The organism is Exiguobacterium sp. B2(2022) (assembly GCF_028823655.1).
Lineage (GTDB): Bacteria > Bacillota > Bacilli > Exiguobacteriales > Exiguobacteriaceae > Exiguobacterium > Exiguobacterium aestuarii_A.
In genome coordinates this window covers 1-19220 of record NZ_JAPEHX010000043.1, presented here as the reverse complement: position 1 = coordinate 19220, position 19220 = coordinate 1, and the positions used below count along the sequence as shown (strand labels likewise).

The window sequence follows — 19220 nt, the reverse complement described above, 5'->3', positions numbered from 1 at the left end:
TCAATCCCCCACTGTATATTCTAAAAAGTCGGTCGCTACTAAACTCGATGGAAAATCCGAAACGACCTCTTGTTCAAATTCTTCCTCTCGTCCGACATATCGAGCGGAAATATGCGTGACAATCAATTGGCCTACCGCAGACGCTTTCGCAAGAGTAGTCGCTTCACGCGTCGTCGAGTGACCATATTTTCGGGCGAGCGGTTGTTCACTTTCCATGAATGTCGCCTCATGAACGAGGAGGTCGGCCCCTTCTGCTAACAATCGCGCGTTCTCGCATGGCGTCGTGTCCCCAAGAATCGCAACGACTTTGCCCGGAGTCTGTTCAGTGACGTATTCTTTAGAATCGTACCATTTTCCTTCATATTCGAACCGTTCTTGTTCTTTGATTGTTTTATAGATGGGTCCACTTGGGATTCCAAGCTCTCTTACCCGATCGACGCGCAACGTTCCCGGTTTTTCCGGGCCTGTGACACGAAACCCATAAGAAGGGAACCGATGCTCTAATTTTCGCACAGTGATCGTATGACCGTCTTGCTCAAATGTGTCTCCGTCCGTGAATTCAATGACGTTCAACTCATAACCGAGATGAGAACCTGTGACGCGAAGTGTCGCTTCGAGCCATTTTTTCAATCCTTTCGGACCATAAACCGTGAGGGGATCCGTTCCGTCTAGCGCAGAGCGGGTCGATAAAAATCCAGGTAATCCGAACACATGGTCACCGTGCAAATGTGTCACCCATACCGCTGTCACTTTACGTGGTTTGACTTTCGTGTAGAGCATCTGATGTTGCGTCCCTTCACCACAGTCGACCAACCAAGTGACTTTTGGCAAGACGAGCGCAAGACCTGACACGTTGCGTTGTTTCGATGGCATACCCGAACCAGTTCCTAAAAACTGTAACTTCATAAATAAATTAGTCCTTTCTTCAAGTCCGTTCCATGCTATACTTGTGGTAATCGCTGAAAAGGATGTGATTTGTGATGACCAAGGCAGAACAACCCGAATCCATTTACGAGACGATTCGAGACCGTGCGGCTTTGATAAATCGCTTGCACCATCAGGAACAAGGCACCTCTATCCGCATTCACGACATAGCGATCGAACTTCATTGCACAGACGAGTTGATTTTGGAGTCTTTGGAGTTCGCAGCATAACGAGTACGAACACATACGAAGAGCCGACGAATGGTCGGCTCTTTTTTTATTGCTTGGGTGATGCGACTTCTTCGACGATCGTGACGACATACTCGACGAGTTTGTATAGCTCTTCAAGTGGCATCCGCTCGTTTGTCGTATGAATTTCTTCATAACCGACCGCTAAGTTGACTGTCGGAATCCCGCCACCGGCGATGACGTTCGCATCTGAACCGCCGCCTGAGTGCAAGATTCGTGTCGGACGTCCGATTGTCGCCGCCGCACGTTTTGCGACCTCGACAACCTCATCGCCTTCTTCAAACTTGAATCCCGGGTACATGATGTCGATATCGACTTCAGCACGACCACCGAATGACTCCGCCACTTCGATATAGGCTTGCTTCATCGTTTCCGCCTGTTTCTCCATTTTCTCATGAATGAGCGAACGAGCCTCAGCGAGTACTTCGACATAGTCACAAACGATGTTTGTGGCACGTCCCCCTTCGAAGCGTCCGATGTTCGCCGTTGTTTCTTCATCGATTCGACCGAGTGGCATCTTCGCGATGGCTTTTGCTGCGATTTGAATCGCTGAAATCCCTTTCTCAGGAGCGACACCCGCATGAGCCGTCTTGCCATAAATCTTCGCGTTCACTTTCGCTTGCGTCGGTGCCGCGACGATGATGTCGCCGACTGGACCGTCCGAGTCAAGCGCAAAACCGAACTTCGCGTCGATTTTTGATAAATCCAAGACTTTCGCCCCGACGAGTCCTGATTCTTCCCCGACCGTAATCACGAATTGAATCTGACCGTGTGGAATCTGTTTTTCGTTCAACACGCGAACAAGCTCAATCATCGCTGTGAGACCTGTCTTATCATCTGCTCCGAGGATCGTTGTGCCATCCGTGACGACATATCCATCTTTGATGCTCGTCTTAATTCCCTTCCCAGGTGTCACCGTATCCATGTGAGCTGTGAAGTAAATCGGATCAACATTCTCTTTCGTTGCAGGCAACGTGATGATCAAGTTGTTACCAGAATGTGCTGTCTTCGTTGATGCATCGTCTTCATACACATCACATCCAAGTTCTGTGAATACCGCTTTCAAGTGTTCACAAATGACAGCTTCTTCCTTCGTTTCTGAATCGATGCCGACCAATCCTAAAAATGTGTCGAGCACACGTGTCTCGTTTACCATAAACAACATCCCTCCATCCAAACATTTCTTGACCATTATAACAAACTCCCTTAGATTGCACGAATCTTTTCCATTCTGTACAATGATGGCAAACACGTACATGGAGGCAAGTTATGAAGAAAAAGCAAAAAAGACGACAACGCATCATTCAAATTGGCGTCATCGTCATCGTCTCAATCTTTTTGATCAGCACGTTTCTCTCGAGCATGACCATGTTCTTTTAAGAGCAAAATATAGCGCTCTTTCAAGATCAAGTAACTTTTCACATCCGATAAAATGTTCAACAAGGATGAGCGTACCTCAAATTCTTCACGTGTTGTGGGGAGAGGTACGTTTTTTCGATAATGTTCAATCATTTCTTCAAGTTCTTGCAGAAAAACGGAAGCGTCAGCCTGCTCGTTCACGTGGTCCCCGACACGACGCAAAAATGTTGCGACGGGTTTTGCTTCATTGACGACCATGGTGATCTCTCTTGCGTTATCAGCGACCCGCTTCAAAATATCGTATTGTCGCTCCCGCATCCGGAAGTAGAGATAGTCCATATCTTCATTCCGTTTCCCGATGGAGTTACCCATACGTCGAAGGGCCAAATCTTTCCCTTCTTTCAAATAGTCCCGTGTCTTGATCAGCATCATCGAATGATTGTTATACACACCGGTCTCGACACATGCCGCCACATCGTAAAAAAGTACGGCAAGTGATCGGTCGATACTGTCTTTGATTCGCTCGATTTCGCGGTCTAGCGTCGGCATATACATGTTGACGACGAGTCCGACCCCGACCCCAATCGCGATGAGCAATAACTCGTTGATGAACAATTCAAGCGAGAACTGCGCCTCGGTATAGAGATGCGTCAAGATCACGACACTCGTGATGAGTCCATCTTGCAGTTTCAGTTGTTGTACGAGTGGAATGAAGATGACAAAATAAAGTGTGAGCGTCACCGGTGAATAACCGAGTAACGTAAACATCGCGGCGCCCATCCCGATGGCGAGAAGACTCGCCATGACACGCTCATAAGAGGCGCGAATGGATTTCTTGCGTGTCTCTTGAATACTCAAAATGGCGATAATAGCAGCAAATACAAAATAATCAAGATGAATCGTCTCGGAAATGAGCATTGCGATACCCGCTGCGACCGCGGTTTTTAACGTCCGCGTTCCAATTTTCATACTGATTTCCCCCTTCTCCATCAAATTGTTGACTAAATCAACTCGTTTGGCAATTCAAAAGTTTGGAAGTGATCTGATTGAAACGAAAGAAAAAACGTACGATTTGGCCGATGATTGCGACGCTTAGTCTCGCCATCGCCGCATTTTTATGGATTCAGTCCGGCCGTGAAGACACGTATACTGTCGAAACCGTCACGAACGGGGACCGTGTCACACGGTCGTTCGAATCTCTTGCTGAGGCAAAACGCTATATGGCAGCGGGAAACAACCGCACCTTATTCTCCCCTTCTGGAGAAGTTCTCGACTTCACAGGCACCGGTGTGGTCGTTACTCCAAGCGATGCCATCACAAACCTTTACGAAGATCAATCGTTTAAAAAACGACAGTCATATGTCGCTGGTGGCACAAGACTTCAACTCCTTGAACGAGGAGAAAACCATTTAAAAGTACGCATATCAGGCGCAGATGTCTATGTGAAACCGGATCAAATGGCATTGTTCCCAGAAGCCGTCGTGGAAAGACGTGGTTACTACGAGATTCGAAATGGTGAAGTGTATCATTCCGTCGAGGCGAATGCGAATCTCGCCGGCACGTTTCTTGTCGGACCGACAGAAAAGCGCTCAGAAGATCGCTTTTATACGGAACGTGTCCGAGACGTCTTCGACTCTCCCTATCAATTCGCTTCGATCCGATCATCGTCACCCTATTCCGCCAAAGCGTTCGATCAGTATTTACAATCCATCGACTCGCCACTCGCTGGAGAGGGTGACGCCTTTAAACGTGCCGAAGAGACATATGGCATCAATGCCTTATTCCTACTCGCTGTAGCCGGTCATGAGTCGAGGTTTGGGACGTCCGACATCGCACGGGAAAAACGTAACTTGTTCGGATTCCGGGCAACAGATGACGACCCGAGCGGCAATGCCACAACCTTTGAGACGGTTGAAGCGAGCGTTGACGCGGCTGCCGAACTGTTCGCCACAAAATATGTAAAAGGTCAATACGCACGCGGAGATTACCCTGGTAACAAACAAGAAGGAATTAACATCTTTTACGCCTCAGACCCGTATTGGGGTGAGAAGGTCGCCGGTACGATGTATGCCATCGATCGTGAACTTGGCTTGGAACAATTGAAACAAATGAAATGAACAGTAGCCCGGCTCAAATGAGTCGGGCTGATTGATGTATCATTGATTCATAGAGTATCCTTCACTTCTTTTTCGTAAAGCTCGATGAGTCGATTGTTGTCGAGCACTTGCTCACTTGACTCTTCGTATCGTTCCGTGATGAGTGGGATTAGTTTTTCCCAAACAACCCATTTCACATATTGATCGCGATCATAATTATGATTCAGCTCATATACACTCATTTCTTTTGCCTCGGCATACCGTCTTTGTGACTCGACTACCTCCGCATCAGGTCCTTGTTCAATCCAACCATCGACTTCTTCATCTGTTACGACGACCCCATACTCGTCTTTCGCATGAGTCAACCAAGCACGTTCAAAATCAGCTTGCTCTGAAGCGCGCGTTATGAGCTTGTTTATATCAATGCTTTCATCAAAAAGTTTCATCTCCACGTACAATCGTTCTGCCAACTTCCGTTCGAAATCGTTCTTGATTTGTGGAGCCACATCGCGTTGGAATTCAGTTAAGATACCTTTTAGTTCACCCACAGTCATCTCAGGAACGGTCTTTGTTTCGACTTGAGAATTCGTCACCTTTTCAATCGGTTCGGACAAATTATCATCTCTCATATTCGAAAAAATGAGCGCTATCAAAACAAATATACTGAAAAGTGTTATTCCTAACAGTCGCTTCATGGCTTAGCATTCCCCTCTACCGGATTGACATCATCTTATGCACTTCAATCGTACCATATTCTATATACGCTTCTTGTCGAAGAAATGATTCAACACCAAATGACATCTGATTGAAGGAATTTTAAATCAGAAGACGAATACATAGAATGAACGACCATTCATTTTTCAAGGGGGAATCAATATGAAAACGATTTGGATTACCGGGGGATCGTCTGGTATGGGGAAAGCCATGGCATTAAAATTTAAACAAGAAGGATGGAATGTCGCCATCAGTGGTCGAAACGAGGAACGATTGCTAGAAGCGATGAACGAACTGAACACTATTGAAGCAGGTCAAGCGATGAGTGTGCAGCATGATGTTCGTGATTATGAAGGATGCGCTCAAGCACTCGCTGACATCGTATCCGCTTACGGCCCGGTTCACGCACTCGTCAACAACGCGGCAGGTAATTTCGTCTGTCCGACACTCGATTTGTCTCCGAACGGTTGGGCAAGCGTCATTGATATCGTCTTGAACGGCACATTTAACTGTACCCATGTTCTCGGGAAACATTGGGAAGCAGAAGAATTGCGAGGCGGGTCAATCATTAACATGGTCGCCTCGTATGCATGGCAGGCAGGGCCTGGTGTCGCACCGAGTGCGGCGGCGAAAGCGGGCGTCTGAGAACGCTCGCAGTCGAATGGGGCTATCAGTTCGGTGCCCGTGTCAATGCAATCAGCCCAGGACCGATTGAACGGACAGGCGGTGCGGAAAAACTCGTGTCCCATGTGAAAGAAGTGGAGCGGATTCGCCGCAACGTCCCGCTCGGACGCTTTGGAACACCGGAAGAAATCGCTGACTTGGCCTATTGGATTGCCTCTGACGAGATGCGCTACTTGAACGGAGATTGTATCTCTCTTGACGGCGGCCACTGGCTAAACAAACATCCATTCTAATCTAATCAAAAGGACGGCCGAGTTAGATGTCTCGGTCGTCCTTTTATATGTCTTCTCCATCCCACTCCTCGTGAAACTGCACCAAAAAGCGCTCCATAAAAGCATGCCGTGACATCGCCAATTGTTTCGCTTTAGCGGTATGCATCCTAGACGCCAGATTCAACAGTTTATCTTGAAAATGTTGAATGGCACTCTGATCTGACAAATCGAGCGGTGTTCCGCGAGAACCAGCGTATTGGAATGTTCGCGCAATCCCAATGGCCCCGATGGCATCAAGACGATCGGCGTCCTGCAAAATTTCACTCTCGCGTGTCGTAGGCTGAATCCCTTTTGAGAAAGATACTTCATCGATTAAAGTCAGCACCAAGTTTGCTTGCTCTTCAGTGACGTCGAGAGAAATCAAATGTTGTTTGACGAGACCTCTCGGTCGACCGAGCTTATGGTCTTCCACATCGTGTAGATACGCAGCAAGGATGAGCACTGTCTCGTCGACAGGCTCATCCTCCATCAAACGCTCCACCAGTCGGACGACTCGCTCAATATGAGCGGTGTCATGCCCTGTATGGTCCGCTGCATGAATCTGTTCGACGAACGCTTTCGTCGCTTGTATCACATCCACGCTTAAATCTCGATCGTCGTGTTCGGTTCAATCAAAAGACCACGACGATGTAACTGGTCACAGAATGCCTGAGCGTCCTGCTTGATCGGCGGGAACGTATCAAAGTGGATCGGGACGACCCGTTTGGCTTGGAGCCACTGCGCCGCGTCTAATGCATCTTGAGGTCCCATCGTAAAGTTGTCTCCGATTGGAAGGAAGGCGACATCGATTTCGAAACGTTCTCCGTACATTTTCATGTCCGAGAACAGGCTCGTATCCCCAGCATGATAGAGCGTCAGTTCATTCGTCTCGATGATGAATCCAGCTGGCATTCCCATATAGATTGGTGTGTCGCCCATATCGAAACTCGAACTATGGAAAGCTTGTGTCATCGTGACACGTCCGAACGGGAAAGCGTGCCCGCCACCGATGTTCATTCCGTGTACAGAAAATCCTTTTTTCTCATAGTAAGTCGCGAGCTCATGCGTCGCCACAATCGTCGCACCCGTCTCTTTCGCGATCAATTCGACATCTTCGATATGATCAAAGTGAGCATGGGTGAGCAACAAATAGTCTGGGCGTAACGTGGAAGGGTCTACTTCCGTATGAGGGTTACTCGTCAAAAATGGATCAATCAACACGTTAACGCCATCGATCTCAAATCCTACTGTCGCGTGTCCATAATAAGTGATTTTCATGTGCATTCATCCTTCCTTCGTAAGTTCAGATTACAACACTTTTTCTAAGAAACGTTTCGCGCGGTCTGTCTGCGGGTTCAACAATAGGTCGGCCGGTTTTCCTTCTTCCATCAGAATTCCCTCGTCAAGGAAGAGGACACGGTCTGCCACTTCACGAGCAAAGCCCATTTCGTGTGTGACGACGACCATCGTCATCCCTGTCTCAGCTAACCCCTTCATGACATCGAGTACTTCGTTGACCATCTCAGGGTCAAGTGCCGATGTCGGCTCATCAAATAACATGACGTTCGGTTCCATCGCCAAAGCACGCGCGATTGCGACACGTTGTTTTTGTCCACCCGATAATTGGCTCGGGTAGGCGTCGATTTTCTCAGAGAGACCGACACGTTCGAGCAATTTTTTCGCACGTTCGAGCGCTTCAGCTTTACTGACTTTCAAGACATTGACCGGTGCATACGTCAAATTGTCCAATACACTCATATGAGGGAAGAGGTTGAACTGTTGGAACACCATCCCGATATTTTGGCGAGCCTTCGCGACGTTCGCCCCTTTTTTCGTGAGTTCGAATCCATCCACACTGACCGTCCCGCTCGTCGGGATTTCTAGCATGTTCAAGCAACGCAGAAATGTCGATTTACCAGACCCAGACGGTCCGATGACGGCGACCACTTCACCACGTTCAATCGTCGTCGTGATTCCCTTCAATACTTCTAAGTCACCAAATTGTTTGTGTAGGTCTTTAACTTCGATCATCTTCCATCACTCTTTCTTAACCGTTTTTCTAGACGTTGTCCAAGATACGTCAAGATCATCACTATCGTAAAGTATATCACACCGGCGAATAGAAGCGGTTCGAAGTAGATCGCCTTCTGCCCACCGACAATCTGTGCCCGGCGCATGATGTCGAGTACACCGACCGTCGAGACGAGAGCCGACTCTTTCGTCAATGTAATCATCTCGTTGACGAGGGCGGGCAAGATGTTCTTGAACGCCTGCGGCAAGATGATTGAACGTAATTGTTTGACGTATGGGACACCTAAAGCATCAGATGCTTCCCATTGGCCTTTATCGACCGCTTGAATACCAGCACGAATAATCTCTGAAATATACGCCCCTGAGTTTAATGAGAAGGCGATGACTGCCGATTGATACGGTGTCGTGATATAGCCAGTCAATTGCGGCAACCCAAAGTGAATGATGGCAAGTTGCAAGATGAGTGGCGTCCCACGGAATACAGCCGTGTATGCATGTCCGATAAAGTTGATGAGACGATTCGGTACGATTTTCAGTGTTGCAACGACAATACCAAGTGAGATCCCGATCAGTGCCGAGACGATGACCACCTGGAACATGACTGGGATCCCCTCAAGTATGTAAGGGATAGAATCATAAATCCGGCTAAAATCCATTGTAAGTTCCTCCTAAAAAAGGGCTGACCGATTCATCTTCAGTCAGCCTCGTACGATTCATTATTCGGCTGGTGCAGCCTCTTCTTCAAACCATTTTTGTGCTAACTCTTCGATTTCTCCACTGTCAATCATCTTCTTCAACTCTTCGTTGAATTGATCACGGAGTTCATCGTCTTTACGGAAGGCAGCAGCAGAGCCCGCTTCTTCTTCGTCCACGATTTCAAAAGTTGTCAATTCGCTGTCTTGCTCTAGGTATTTCTTCGCGACCGTATCTTCGATGACCATCGCGTCAATACGCCCTGTCTTAATTTCCTGGATGATTTCAGGAATCTTGTTCAATGAGACGATTTCAGCATCCGCGATTTGATCCTTTGCGATTCCTTCTTGAATCGAACCGAGTTGGACACCAATCTTTTTGCCTTTCAAATCTTCAAGTGATTGAAGTGAATCATCTTTTGACAAAATCAAGTTCACCGCTGTGAAATAGATATCCGAGAAATCGGCATTTTCTTTACGCTCCTCTGTCGGTGTCATACCAGCCATGACGAAGTCGACACGACCCGCGTTGAGGGCTCCAAGCAAGCTTCCGAAGTCCATATCTTCAATTTTCAATTCATATCCCATGTTTTCCGCCACTTTTTTGGCGATGTCGATATCAAATCCGACGATTTCGTCACCGTTCGCTGTGTCGACGAATTCATACGGGAAGTAATCGGCACTCGTACCCATGACGATGACTTTGTCATCCTCACCATCGGTCGATGTCGATCCTCCTTCGTTCACGTCAGCCCCACATGCGACTGAGAACGCGGCCAGTCCTGCTAAACATAATGCTAGAAAACCTTTTTTCATCTTCATCTCCCTTTCGTAGTTGAATGATAATTATCAGAACTTTAACAAAATTATGACATATGTGTGAACGTAGCTCAACTGTTCTAGGACACATCAGTTGTCCGACTTGTGTCTTCAACCACTATATACACATAATTATTACTTGTAAAGTATATTCATGCATTTTATGCAAAAAAAGAAGGTCACATTCGCTCGAAAGCGAAATATGTGACCGTTCCATTGTCGCGAGACCCATATGGTTGGACTTGTTTGACGGATGACATCGGGATGGCACTATACACGTGCGGATAACGTTCCCCGTCCTCATCTAACTCATAATGTAACAGTTGGCCAAGACGATTGACGTAAAGGGAGACGAGCACGACCGCTTCTCCCGGATACGACGCTTTGACGACCTTTCCGATCTGTTGCGGCGTACAACATTTAATCGTCCCTTCCGATTGAAGCGACGGCTCATTGATCTCACCGCGTGACAGGGCAATCATATACTCTGCCTCCGTCATAATTTTGATGACTGGTTACCCCGATGCTTGATTATGCGAAGTAGATATCGAACAATGTTTGTAATTGGTCGACAAGTTCTTCAGCAGTTGACGACTCGATTTCACTACGCTCTACCATCGTCACGATGTTTCCATCCTCGAGGAGGGCAATCGATGGTGAAGACGGTGCATATCCTTCGAAATACTCACGTGCACGATCTGTCGCTTCACGGTCTTGACCTGCAAACACGGTCACGAAATGGTCAGGTTTGACGCCTTCCATCTTGTTTACGTAAGCCGCGGCCGGACGAGCGATTCCGCCTGCACAACCACAAACCGAGTTAACGAGTACAAGTGTCTTCCCTTCTTTTTTCAGTGCCCCGTCTACTTCTTCCGGTGTCGTGAGCTCTGTGTATCCTGCAGCACGCACTTCGTTACGCGCTTGTTCGACTACATCTTGAAAATATAATTGAAAATCCATGTTGTTTCCCCTTTCGACATTTCGTCTATACTCCCTTATTTTACGTCTTGTTCTACCTCGAGGACAAGTCTATCGCTCAATTCACGTTCTAAGAACGGATCTGCCTGTAACATTTGTTTAAAAGCAAGGTAACGAGCCTTCGTCTCAGCACTCGCTACACGATTCGTCAAATAGGCACGAATCATGATGTTCTTTGGCGTATGCTCGAGGTCGATGAACTCCAGTAACTGAGCTTCATAACCGACAAGTCCAAGAAGTTCAGCCCGAATCGAATCTGTCGCGAGCGAGGCGAACCGTTCTTTGATTAATCCGTGCTGGAGCATCACGTCTAGATTCGGTGCTTGAAGTTGACGATTTAACTCCTTCTGACAGCAAGGAACACTCAAGATGACTTTCGCCCCCCAGCGGACGGCACGGGCCAATGCCATGTCGGTCGCCACGTCACATGCATGAAGCGTCACGACCATATCGACAGCTGTCTCCCCTTCATATTCATTGATGTCTCCAACTAAGAACTCGAGTCGCTCATATCCTAAGTCTTTCGCAATCGATGCACATTCTTCGATGACTTCTTTTTTCAAATCGAGACCTGTGATATGAACATCATATCCTTTCATCTCATGTAAAAAGTGATAGAGCGCGAACGTCAAATACGACTTCCCTGAACCGAAATCCAAGATTCGGACGGTACGGTCTGTCGGCAAGTGTTTAAGCGAGTCCTCAATGAACTCAAGGAAGCGGTTGATTTGTTTAAACTTGTCATACTTTTGACGCTTCACTTTCCCATCACTCGACTGAATGCCGAGTCGAATCAAGAATGGGACTGGTTCGTCAAGTGGTAGCACATATTGTTTTTCCCGATTGTGGCTCAACTGAATTTCTTTTTGAGCTGTCTGTCTCTCTTTAAAGGTCACTTTAAATTTTTTGGATAACTGAAATTGAAGGTCAGACTCTTTTAATTGAAATTGCCCCTGTCTGAACGTTTCAAGAAGGTCGTACAATTCTTCTACAGCCTCATCCGGTGGTAAGTTTTTATGGTTCATCACCCGTTCGTACTGATATTCGAACTGGATGTGGTATGCGTTCCGAAGCATGACCGGTTTCAATTTGACGCGTCTGAGATCGCTTGATTTTTGACGGGGTTGACTGATTGTCGCCGACACGAGATGATTTGATTGGATCACGTCTTCGAGACGTTCTTGTAACGCTTTATATTCCAATGGATTCAATCCTTTTTTAGAAATTTTGAAACATATTGTTTCACCTGTCCGTACATACTATTACACGAAGACGACGTTACGTCAAAGGAGGATACACATATGTTTAAAAAGATTTTATCATCAATCGGAATCGGTGCCGCAAAAGTCGACACACGTTTGAATGAAAGCCATTGTACACCCGGTGGTGAACTCAATGGAGTAGTCCATGTAGAAGGAGGTTCAGTCGAACAGTCGGTCGACAGCATCTATCTTTTCTTCAACACGCTGTATAAACATGAGGTCAACGATAAGTCGACATACTCGACGTTCACAATCGAAAAGATTTTATTGAATGAGGCTCCATTTATGATTGGACCTGGAGAAGTGAAAGAGATCCCGTTCACGGTCAACGTCCCGTTTAATACCCCACTCTCTGTCAGCCAATCGAAATCATGGATTGAGACCGGGCTCGATATCGCCCAAGCCGTCGATCCAAAAGATGAAGATGCGATTACGGTACAACCGAACGCTTCACAACAAATCATTTTAGATGCGATGGACGAACTCGGTTTCCGCCTGAAGAAAGCCGACACAGAGATGCTCCCGGCACGCCATCGTTCAGGTCGTCTCCCGATTGCACAAGAACTCGAATATTCAGCGAACGGCTCACGTTTTGGGCGTCAGTTAGATGAAGTCGAAGTCGTCATCTTACAAGAAGAGGATTCGATTGAATTACTCATACAAGTCGACCGCAGTGTCCACGATTTCAGTAGTCTTTTCGCTGATTTGACAGGAACGGACGAGTCGACACATCGTGTCCGCTATGATGTCGCACGTTTGTCACCAGCTGAAGTTCGTCGCGACATCGAATCGATGATTGAACAATCGATATAAAGAGCTCACCAACACGCCATTTCTAATAATGGCGTGTTGTTTTAGACCTCGAGTTCACCCATCCAATATGTTACAATTATTATATGGGATTAATTGGAGGTGACGTCATTTTATTCGCGTGTATCTTAATCGGGAGTATCGGTCTTACGATGCTTGCTTTGCCCATTTTAGAGACTAACTTGTCTGACTCGCTCGCTTTCTTCACGCTTGGTGGCATCGGATTTTTCATCGGTATGATTGCAATCTTCGTCATACGTCATCCGTCTGCGAATGCCAGATCATTCATAAAGTTCGTTCCATATTTTATTTTTCTGTTTCATTTTCCAGCCTCACTCGTTCTTCTCTGGATTTCTTCGGTCAGACATGATAGGGTTCCCGAATTTGCCTTAGACTATACCTTCGTATACTGGATGTTCCTTCTCGTGTTTGTTGTGACCATCAAATCGATGGATCACGTCCATCAACGACAATTCGAGAAGGTGCAAGATTAGAAAGGACGATTCAACATTGGATTTACTTCACCTTCTTTACGATCGAGCAATCCCGCTCACGTTATTCACGACGCTCGGCATATTCAGTTTCATGTTTGCGTATGCGCTCTACAAAACCAAACAACGACTCTCCAAAGGACTCGTCATCATGGGCATGTCCATGTCGTTCTTTCTCTTACTGATCTCAGCCGCAAGCTTCGTCTTCACGGTATTCCTTGGCTATAACTCATGAAAAAATGGAGGCGCCCCACTAGGAGCGTCTCCATTTTTATACATCAATACACTGTATATGTGTCCGGGTCGATCGATTCGAGCGACTGCTTGATTGCTTGCAAGAATTGCCCTGCGACGAGACCGTCGAGGACACGATGGTCGACCGACATACAAAGGTTGACCATATCCCGTGCCGCGAACATTCCGTTCATCCAGACCGGACGTTTCACGATTGATTCGACCGATAGAATGGCCGCTTGTGGGTAGTTCAAGATTGGTGCCGATTGAATTGAACCAAACGCCCCTGTGTTGTTGATCGTGAACGTCCCGCCACGCATCTCTTCAGCTTTCAAGCGATTCTCACGCGCACGCGATGCCACGTCTTGAAGCGCCACAGCGAGTCCTTTGATATTCTTCTCATCCGCTTGGCGAATGACTGGTACATAGAGGGCATCGTTTGCTGCGACGGCCACAGAAAGGTGAATGTCTTGGTGAACTTTGATGTGATCGCCTGCCCACTCCGAGTTCATCATCGGATACTTCTTAAGCGCCTCGATGGCCGCTTTCATGAAGAACGGCATGAACGTCAATTTGACCCCTTCCCGCTTCATGAAGTCATCTTTTAACTTCGCACGTGCCTCGACGAGGTTCGTCACATCGACTTCAATCATGAGCCATGCGTGTGGCGCCTCATGCTTCGAACGAACCATATTGTTCGCAATCGCCTGACGCACACCAGCTGTCGGAATCGTTTCGTATCGACCTGTAGATGTCGAGGCAGCTGGTTGTGAAGGTTCGACGGCAGGACGTGGTGCCTCAGTCGGAACATCCATTTTTGTTTGTACCATTGTCTCTTGGACAGGTGCTTGTGTCGATTTCTCAGGAGTTGATGCAGGACGTCCTTCTGATAAGTAACGAAGAATGTCTTTCCGTGTGATCCGACCGCCTAGACCGCTTCCGCTCAATTCATTCAAATCGATGTTGTTCTCATTGGCGAGTCGGATGACGGCAGGAGAATATCGACCGTTCCCACTCTGTTTTTTCGGAGCCGTCGCGACAGCTTGCTTCGCTGCTGCCGGTTCTGCTGGTTCCGCTTCGGCGACCGGTTCAGACTTCGTCGCAGTCACAGCTTCTTCTGCACTTTCGACTTCCATAGTCAGGACAGGTGTCCCGACACTGACCGTCTCACCTTCTGGAATGAGAAATTCTTTTACGATTCCTGCACTTGTTGCCGGGATTTCCGCCGTGACTTTGTCCGTCATGACTTCAGCGAGTGGTTCATATTCTTCCACACGGTCGCCCGGTTTGACGAGATATGTCGTAATCGTGCCTTCCGTCACACTCTCACCAAGTTGGGGCATTGTAATCGTTTGTTCCATGGAGCCGCCTCCTTAAAACGCGGCGAGCTGACGCGCCCGCTCGGCAATTTTTTCTGGGGATACGATAAAGAATTTTTCCATCGGTGGTGCATATGGCATAGCCGGAACATCAGGACCCGCTAAGCGTTCAATCGGCGCATCGAGTTCAAAGAGCGCCTTCTCTGCGATAATCGCCGCTACTTCTCCGATGATGCTTCCTTCTTTGTTGTCCTCTGTCACGAGTAACACTTTACCGGTCTTCTTGACCGACTCGATGATTGTATCCTGGTCGAGCGGATAGACGGTACGAAGATCAAGAATATGCGTGCTGATTCCTTCCTCTTCGAGTGTTTTCGCAGCTTCTTGTGCCATATGGACACAAAGACCGTACGTGATGATTGTGATATCGTCACCTTCACGTTTGACCGCAGCCTTACCGATTTCAACCGTGTATTCGTCAGTCGGCAAGTCCGCTTTCAAAAGACGATAGGCACGCTTATGTTCGAAGAAGAGGACAGGGTCGTTCGAACGGATTGCTGCTTTCAACAAGCCCTTCGCATCGACTGGGTCTGATGGAATGACAACTTTAAGACCTGGCGTCGAACTGAACATCGCCTCGACAGATTGCGAGTGATAGAGTGCCCCGTGAATGCCACCACCGAAAGGAGCGCGGATGACCATCGGACACGTCCAGTCGTTGTTTGAGCGGTATCGAATTTTTGCCGCTTCCGATACGATTTGGTTCACTGCTGGCATGATAAAGTCTGCGAATTGCATTTCTGCAATCGGACGCATGCCGTACATGGCAGCCCCGACTCCTACACCGGCAATCGCACTTTCAGCGAGCGGTGCGTCGATGACACGGTCTTCACCATACTTCTCAATCAAGCCTTGTGTGGCACGGAATACACCACCACGTACGCCGACGTCTTCCCCGACGACGAAGACGTTTTCGTCGCGCTCCATTTCCTCATGAATCGCTTCATTGATCGCTTCGATAAACGTTTTCATCATTTTTCCTCCTCATAGACGTAATCCAATGCAGATTCAGGTGATGCGTACGGTGCTTTGTCTGCATATGTCGTCGCTTCATTCACTTCAGCATCGATTTGTGCATCGATTTCGGCAAGTGTATCCGCCGTTGCAATACCGTCGTTCACAAGTCGTTGACGGAACAATTGAATGCCATCCCGCTCTTTTAATCCAGCCAATTCTTCAGCTGAACGGTATGCTTTGTCATCATCATCTGATGAGTGTGGTACGAGACGTTCGACTTCTGCTTCGATGAGCGTCGGTCCTTCTCCGCGAAGTGCACGTTCGCGCGCTTCCTTCACGACCGCATATACAGCAATCGGGTCTGTCCCGTCGACTGTCACACCTGGCATGCCGTAACCTTTTGCACGGTCTGATACACGCTCACATGCCAACTGTTTCGTAAGTGGTACCGAAATCGCATACTTGTTGTTCTCACAGAACAAGATGACCGGTAATTTATGGACGCCAGCAAAGTTTGCCCCTTCGTGGAAGTCACCTTGGTTTGAAGAGCCTTCTCCGAACGAGACGAACGTGACGAGTTCTTCTTTTTTCATCTTCGCCGCAAGTGCAATCCCGACCGCATGAGGGACTTGCGTCGTAACCGGAGATGAACCCGTCACGATGCGATGTTCTTTCGAGCCGAAGTGACCAGGCATCTGACGACCACCCGAGTTCGGATCTTCCGCTTTCGCAAATGCCGATAACATCAAGTCTCTTGATGTTTGACCGAAGTGAAGGACAACCGCCACATCACGATAGTAAGGCAAGACGTAGTCGATTCCTTTCTCGAGCGCGAACGCCGCACCGACCTGCGCAGCTTCTTGTCCTTGACATGAAACGACGAACGGGATTTTCCCGGCGCGGTTCAACTTCCACATCCGTTCATCAATCTTACGGGCGCGTATCATCGTTTCATACATCGCCAATAAATCTTGTTTGGTTAAACCAAGCTCTTCATATGAGTTTACAGTCATCTGTTCCATCCTTGTTCCTCCTTAGGCGTGAATCGGTAATCCATCGACGGCAAGTGCCGCTTCCTGGAAGGCTTCGCTCAATGCAGGGTGTGGGTGCACAAGTTGTCCCATCTCCCAAGCCGTCGCGTTCAAGACGAGCGCGAGTCCACCTTCCGTGATGAGTTCAGTCGCTTTCGGTCCGACGATATGAACACCGAGAAGGTCATCTGTTTCTTTGTCCGAAACGAGTTTGACGAATCCGTCGGCTTGTCCTTCAATCCGCGCTTTCCCGAGTCCGTTGAATCGATATGTCCCCGTCTTCACATCATGTCCGGCATCTTTTGCCGCCTCTTCCGTCAAGCCGACCGAAGCGACTTCAGGAACGCTATATACACAACGTGGGATGAGCGCGTAATCAAGTGGTGTCGGTTCAAGTCCAAGAATCGTTTCGACCGCCTTCACGCCTTCTGCAGACGCGACGTGAGCGAGTTGTAATTTTCCGATGCAATCCCCGATTGCGAAGATATGACGTTCTTTCGTCCGATACTGACTATCGACTTGAATGATCCCATTTTCTACGACGATAGAAGTGTTTTGAAGTCCTAAGTCTTCCGTGTTGGCAACTCGGCCAACCGAGACGAGGACACAGTCTACTTGTAACATCTCTTCCCCGACAGCAAGCTCCACTGTATTTTCGTGAATCAATGTTCGTTCGGCGTCGACCGTCACGCTCTTCTTCACACGGACGCCACGCTTCTTCAATAGACGTTCCACCTCACGAGAGACCGCCTTGTCCTCAAGTGGAAGTAATCGATCTCCTACTTCGATCAACGTCACGTTCACATCTAAATCGACGAGCATGGACGCCCATTCGACTCCGATGACACCACCACCGACAATCGCAATCGATTCAGGTAGTGTCTCAAAATTGAGGAGGTCGTCCGAGTTTAAGATACGTTCGTGATCGAACGGCAATCCAGGAAGTTCACGCGGAATCGAACCTGTTGCGATAATCAATTGGTTTGGCAAGATGAGTTCTGACTCACCGCTTTTATCTTCAACGGATACGGTCCCAGGTTGTGGCGAGAAGATACTTGGTCCAAGGATCGAGGCTTTTCCGCGAAACACTTCAATTTTCCCTTGTTTCATCAAGTGCTCGATTCCTTTTTCAAGACCAGCCACAAGATCGCGTTTATACGTTTGAGCCCGTTCCATGTTGAACGTCACACTTCCCGTTTCTACGCCGTACGTTGCCCCCTGTTTCGCCGTTTGATAGACATGAGCAGCTTTTAGAAGAGCTTTCGTAGGGATGCAACCTCTATGTAAGCAGGTGCCGCCTAATTTTCTCGCCTCGACGATTGCGACAGATTTACCAGCCTGTGCAGCCTTGATCGCAGCCACATATCCTCCTGGTCCTCCACCAATGACGACAACATCAAATTCTCGTGCCATGTGTATCCCCCTCATATTCTCTTGCGGTCTCTTCCTTCTCGATGACGCGAAGTGCACCTTCTGCCAAGGCTTTCAATTCATCTTCACCTGGATAAACGTATACCGGCGCGAGGAATCCGACACGCTCTTTAATCTTGTCAGTCAGCCAGTCAGAATAAGCGATTCCACCTGTCAATAAGATGGCATCCACTCGACCACTGAGCGTCGCACCATGTTTTGAAATTTCTTGTGCGACACGATAAGCCATCGTCTCATAAAGGAGTCTCGCCTCATCATCTCCCGATTCCATCCGTTGCTCAATCTCAATCGCATCGAATGTACCGAGGTGTGCGAACAACCCACCTTGACCGACAATTTTCTTTTTCATTTCCGATTCTTTATACCTGGTACTATAACATAGTTCTACTACCTGTCCAACAGGAATTGAGCCTGCCCGTTCTGGAGCAAGTGGTCCATCACCGTCTAGTCCGTTGTTCACATCGATGACGCGTCCATGCTGATGCGCACCGACCGTAATCCCTCCGCCTAAATGAGCGACAATCAAATTCAACTCATTGTAATCGCTTCCATTTTCAGTTGCAAAACGTTTGGCGACGGCCTTTTGATTCAGGGCATGAAAGATACTACGGCGATCGATGTCGGCCATTCCGGTCTTTCTTGCCAACTCATGCATCTCATCGACAACGACAGGGTCAACGATGAAGCTCGGGATTCCTTCATTCTCGCCTATTTTGGATGCAATCAATCCACCGAGGTTAGACGCATGCATACCGAATCTTCCGCTCGTCAAGTCCTCTCGCATCAAATCATTGACGGTATACGTTCCTGATGTCATCGGTGCAAGCAA

22 protein-coding genes and 1 pseudogene are annotated in these 19220 nt (G+C 48.0%); 6 read left to right on the top strand and 17 right to left on the bottom strand.

Features of this window, described 5'->3' with window-relative positions; all coding sequences use genetic code 11:
• On the bottom strand, positions 1 to 906 hold the full coding sequence (gene rnz / locus ON063_RS09905; RefSeq protein ID WP_274665025.1) for a ribonuclease Z: 906 nt from the start codon (positions 904 to 906) through the stop codon (positions 1 to 3).
• 74 nt (positions 907 to 980) lie between these two features.
• Here rnz and ON063_RS09900 point away from each other — a divergent pair, with 74 nt between their 5' ends.
• A complete protein-coding gene (locus tag ON063_RS09900; protein WP_274665024.1) occupies positions 981 to 1154 on the top strand; it encodes a hypothetical protein in 174 nt (57 codons plus the stop codon).
• 46 nt (positions 1155 to 1200) lie between these two features.
• On the opposite strand, the gene ON063_RS09895 is transcribed toward ON063_RS09900, so the two are convergent.
• Positions 1201 to 2328, bottom strand: coding sequence for a M20/M25/M40 family metallo-hydrolase (locus ON063_RS09895; RefSeq protein ID WP_214784020.1), 1128 nt, complete (start codon positions 2326 to 2328; stop codon positions 1201 to 1203).
• Between the two features lie 173 nt (positions 2329 to 2501).
• On the bottom strand, positions 2502 to 3500 hold the full coding sequence (locus tag ON063_RS09890) for an aromatic acid exporter family protein (RefSeq protein WP_214782456.1): 999 nt from the start codon (positions 3498 to 3500) through the stop codon (positions 2502 to 2504).
• A 77-nt stretch (positions 3501 to 3577) separates the two neighbouring features.
• Here ON063_RS09890 and ON063_RS09885 point away from each other — a divergent pair, with 77 nt between their 5' ends.
• Entirely contained in the window at positions 3578 to 4648 is a 1071-nt protein-coding gene (locus ON063_RS09885; RefSeq protein WP_274665023.1) for an N-acetylglucosaminidase, read from the top strand.
• A gap of 47 nt (positions 4649 to 4695) precedes the next feature.
• Here the strand turns inward: ON063_RS09885 and ON063_RS09880 are convergent, their stop codons facing one another.
• Positions 4696 to 5241, bottom strand: coding sequence for a hypothetical protein (locus tag ON063_RS09880; RefSeq protein ID WP_274665022.1), 546 nt, complete (start codon positions 5239 to 5241; stop codon positions 4696 to 4698).
• A 262-nt stretch (positions 5242 to 5503) separates the two neighbouring features.
• Between ON063_RS09880 and fadH the strand changes: the two are divergent.
• A pseudogene (gene fadH / locus ON063_RS09875) lies at positions 5504 to 6258 on the top strand (2,4-dienoyl-CoA reductase).
• A 43-nt stretch (positions 6259 to 6301) separates the two neighbouring features.
• On the opposite strand, the gene ON063_RS09870 reads toward fadH, so the two are convergent.
• The 8 genes from ON063_RS09870 to ON063_RS09835 form a co-directional block, all read right to left on the bottom strand.
• A complete protein-coding gene (locus ON063_RS09870) occupies positions 6302 to 6877 on the bottom strand; it encodes an HD domain-containing protein (RefSeq protein ID WP_274665021.1) in 576 nt (191 codons plus the stop codon).
• A 2-nt stretch (positions 6878 to 6879) separates the two neighbouring features.
• Positions 6880 to 7554 (bottom strand): metal-dependent hydrolase, encoded by a 675-nt coding sequence (locus tag ON063_RS09865; protein ID WP_274665020.1) that lies wholly within the window; start codon positions 7552 to 7554, stop codon positions 6880 to 6882.
• Between the two features lie 30 nt (positions 7555 to 7584).
• Positions 7585 to 8307, bottom strand: coding sequence for an amino acid ABC transporter ATP-binding protein (locus ON063_RS09860; RefSeq protein WP_074033278.1), 723 nt, complete (start codon positions 8305 to 8307; stop codon positions 7585 to 7587).
• Positions 8304 to 8963, bottom strand: coding sequence for an amino acid ABC transporter permease (locus ON063_RS09855; RefSeq protein WP_012726548.1), 660 nt, complete (start codon positions 8961 to 8963; stop codon positions 8304 to 8306). The genes ON063_RS09860 and ON063_RS09855 overlap by 4 nt, the downstream gene beginning before the upstream one ends.
• A 60-nt stretch (positions 8964 to 9023) precedes the next feature.
• Positions 9024 to 9815, bottom strand: coding sequence for a transporter substrate-binding domain-containing protein (locus tag ON063_RS09850; RefSeq protein WP_031423361.1), 792 nt, complete (start codon positions 9813 to 9815; stop codon positions 9024 to 9026).
• 182 nt (positions 9816 to 9997) lie between these two features.
• The gene (locus ON063_RS09845) at positions 9998 to 10318 is read right to left on the bottom strand and encodes a DUF952 domain-containing protein (protein WP_274665019.1); all 321 of its coding nucleotides are present in this window, start codon (positions 10316 to 10318) and stop codon (positions 9998 to 10000) included.
• A 31-nt stretch (positions 10319 to 10349) separates the two neighbouring features.
• The gene (locus tag ON063_RS09840; protein ID WP_012726551.1) at positions 10350 to 10778 is read right to left on the bottom strand and encodes a BrxA/BrxB family bacilliredoxin; all 429 of its coding nucleotides are present in this window, start codon (positions 10776 to 10778) and stop codon (positions 10350 to 10352) included.
• A gap of 35 nt (positions 10779 to 10813) precedes the next feature.
• Entirely contained in the window at positions 10814 to 11998 is a 1185-nt protein-coding gene (locus tag ON063_RS09835) for a class I SAM-dependent methyltransferase (RefSeq protein WP_274665018.1), read from the bottom strand.
• 99 nt (positions 11999 to 12097) lie between these two features.
• Between ON063_RS09835 and ON063_RS09830 the strand changes: the two genes are divergently transcribed.
• The 3 genes from ON063_RS09830 to ON063_RS09820 all read left to right on the top strand — a co-directional run bounded on the left by ON063_RS09830 (position 12098) and on the right by ON063_RS09820 (position 13594).
• On the top strand, positions 12098 to 12871 hold the full coding sequence (locus ON063_RS09830; RefSeq protein ID WP_274665017.1) for a sporulation protein: 774 nt from the start codon (positions 12098 to 12100) through the stop codon (positions 12869 to 12871).
• An 83-nt stretch (positions 12872 to 12954) separates the two neighbouring features.
• Positions 12955 to 13362 (top strand): hypothetical protein, encoded by a 408-nt coding sequence (locus tag ON063_RS09825; protein WP_274665016.1) that lies wholly within the window; start codon positions 12955 to 12957, stop codon positions 13360 to 13362.
• Between the two features lie 16 nt (positions 13363 to 13378).
• The gene (locus tag ON063_RS09820) at positions 13379 to 13594 is read left to right on the top strand and encodes a hypothetical protein (protein ID WP_274665015.1); all 216 of its coding nucleotides are present in this window, start codon (positions 13379 to 13381) and stop codon (positions 13592 to 13594) included.
• A 43-nt stretch (positions 13595 to 13637) separates the two neighbouring features.
• Here ON063_RS09820 and ON063_RS09815 read toward each other — a convergent pair whose 3' ends face one another.
• The 5 genes from ON063_RS09815 to buk form a co-directional block, all read right to left on the bottom strand.
• The gene (locus tag ON063_RS09815) at positions 13638 to 14954 is read right to left on the bottom strand and encodes a dihydrolipoamide acetyltransferase family protein (RefSeq protein WP_274665014.1); all 1317 of its coding nucleotides are present in this window, start codon (positions 14952 to 14954) and stop codon (positions 13638 to 13640) included.
• A gap of 12 nt (positions 14955 to 14966) precedes the next feature.
• The gene (locus ON063_RS09810; protein WP_274665013.1) at positions 14967 to 15944 is read right to left on the bottom strand and encodes an alpha-ketoacid dehydrogenase subunit beta; all 978 of its coding nucleotides are present in this window, start codon (positions 15942 to 15944) and stop codon (positions 14967 to 14969) included.
• A complete protein-coding gene (locus ON063_RS09805; protein ID WP_371743086.1) occupies positions 15944 to 16951 on the bottom strand; it encodes a thiamine pyrophosphate-dependent dehydrogenase E1 component subunit alpha in 1008 nt (335 codons plus the stop codon). The genes ON063_RS09810 and ON063_RS09805 overlap by 1 nt, the downstream gene beginning before the upstream one ends.
• A gap of 12 nt (positions 16952 to 16963) precedes the next feature.
• Positions 16964 to 18373: a dihydrolipoyl dehydrogenase gene (gene lpdA / locus ON063_RS09800; protein ID WP_274665012.1), complete on the bottom strand. Its 1410-nt coding sequence runs from the start codon at positions 18371 to 18373 to the stop codon at positions 16964 to 16966.
• Positions 18357 to 19220 (bottom strand): butyrate kinase (buk, locus tag ON063_RS09795; RefSeq protein ID WP_274665011.1); only part of this gene is annotated, 864 nt, incomplete at its 5' end. The genes lpdA and buk, both read right to left, overlap by 17 nt.

What these genes read in the sequence shown, in the direction of transcription:
- lpdA (WP_274665012.1), bottom strand. Translation starts at nt 18,373, where the DNA reads ATGGCACGAGAATTTGATGTTGTCGTCATTGGTGGAGGACCAGGAGGA.
- ON063_RS09815 (WP_274665014.1), bottom strand. Translation starts at nt 14,954, where the DNA reads ATGGAACAAACGATTACAATGCCCCAACTTGGTGAGAGTGTGACGGAA.
- ON063_RS09855 (WP_012726548.1), bottom strand. Translation starts at nt 8,963, where the DNA reads ATGGATTTTAGCCGGATTTATGATTCTATCCCTTACATACTTGAGGGG.
- ON063_RS09845 (WP_274665019.1), bottom strand. Translation starts at nt 10,318, where the DNA reads ATGACGGAGGCAGAGTATATGATTGCCCTGTCACGCGGTGAGATCAAT.
- rnz (WP_274665025.1), bottom strand. Translation starts at nt 906, where the DNA reads ATGAAGTTACAGTTTTTAGGAACTGGTTCGGGTATGCCATCGAAACAA.
- ON063_RS09860 (WP_074033278.1), bottom strand. Translation starts at nt 8,307, where the DNA reads ATGATCGAAGTTAAAGACCTACACAAACAATTTGGTGACTTAGAAGTA.
- ON063_RS09840 (WP_012726551.1), bottom strand. Translation starts at nt 10,778, where the DNA reads ATGGATTTTCAATTATATTTTCAAGATGTAGTCGAACAAGCGCGTAAC.
- ON063_RS09810 (WP_274665013.1), bottom strand. Translation starts at nt 15,944, where the DNA reads ATGAAAACGTTTATCGAAGCGATCAATGAAGCGATTCATGAGGAAATG.
- ON063_RS09850 (WP_031423361.1), bottom strand. Translation starts at nt 9,815, where the DNA reads ATGAAAAAAGGTTTTCTAGCATTATGTTTAGCAGGACTGGCCGCGTTC.
- ON063_RS09895 (WP_214784020.1), bottom strand. Translation starts at nt 2,328, where the DNA reads ATGGTAAACGAGACACGTGTGCTCGACACATTTTTAGGATTGGTCGGC.
- ON063_RS09890 (WP_214782456.1), bottom strand. Translation starts at nt 3,500, where the DNA reads ATGAAAATTGGAACGCGGACGTTAAAAACCGCGGTCGCAGCGGGTATC.
- ON063_RS09825 (WP_274665016.1), top strand. Translation starts at nt 12,955, where the DNA reads ATGGGATTAATTGGAGGTGACGTCATTTTATTCGCGTGTATCTTAATC.
- ON063_RS09865 (WP_274665020.1), bottom strand. Translation starts at nt 7,554, where the DNA reads ATGAAAATCACTTATTATGGACACGCGACAGTAGGATTTGAGATCGAT.
- ON063_RS09830 (WP_274665017.1), top strand. Translation starts at nt 12,098, where the DNA reads ATGTTTAAAAAGATTTTATCATCAATCGGAATCGGTGCCGCAAAAGTC.
- ON063_RS09805 (WP_371743086.1), bottom strand. Translation starts at nt 16,951, where the DNA reads ATGGAACAGATGACTGTAAACTCATATGAAGAGCTTGGTTTAACCAAA.
- ON063_RS09900 (WP_274665024.1), top strand. Translation starts at nt 981, where the DNA reads ATGACCAAGGCAGAACAACCCGAATCCATTTACGAGACGATTCGAGAC.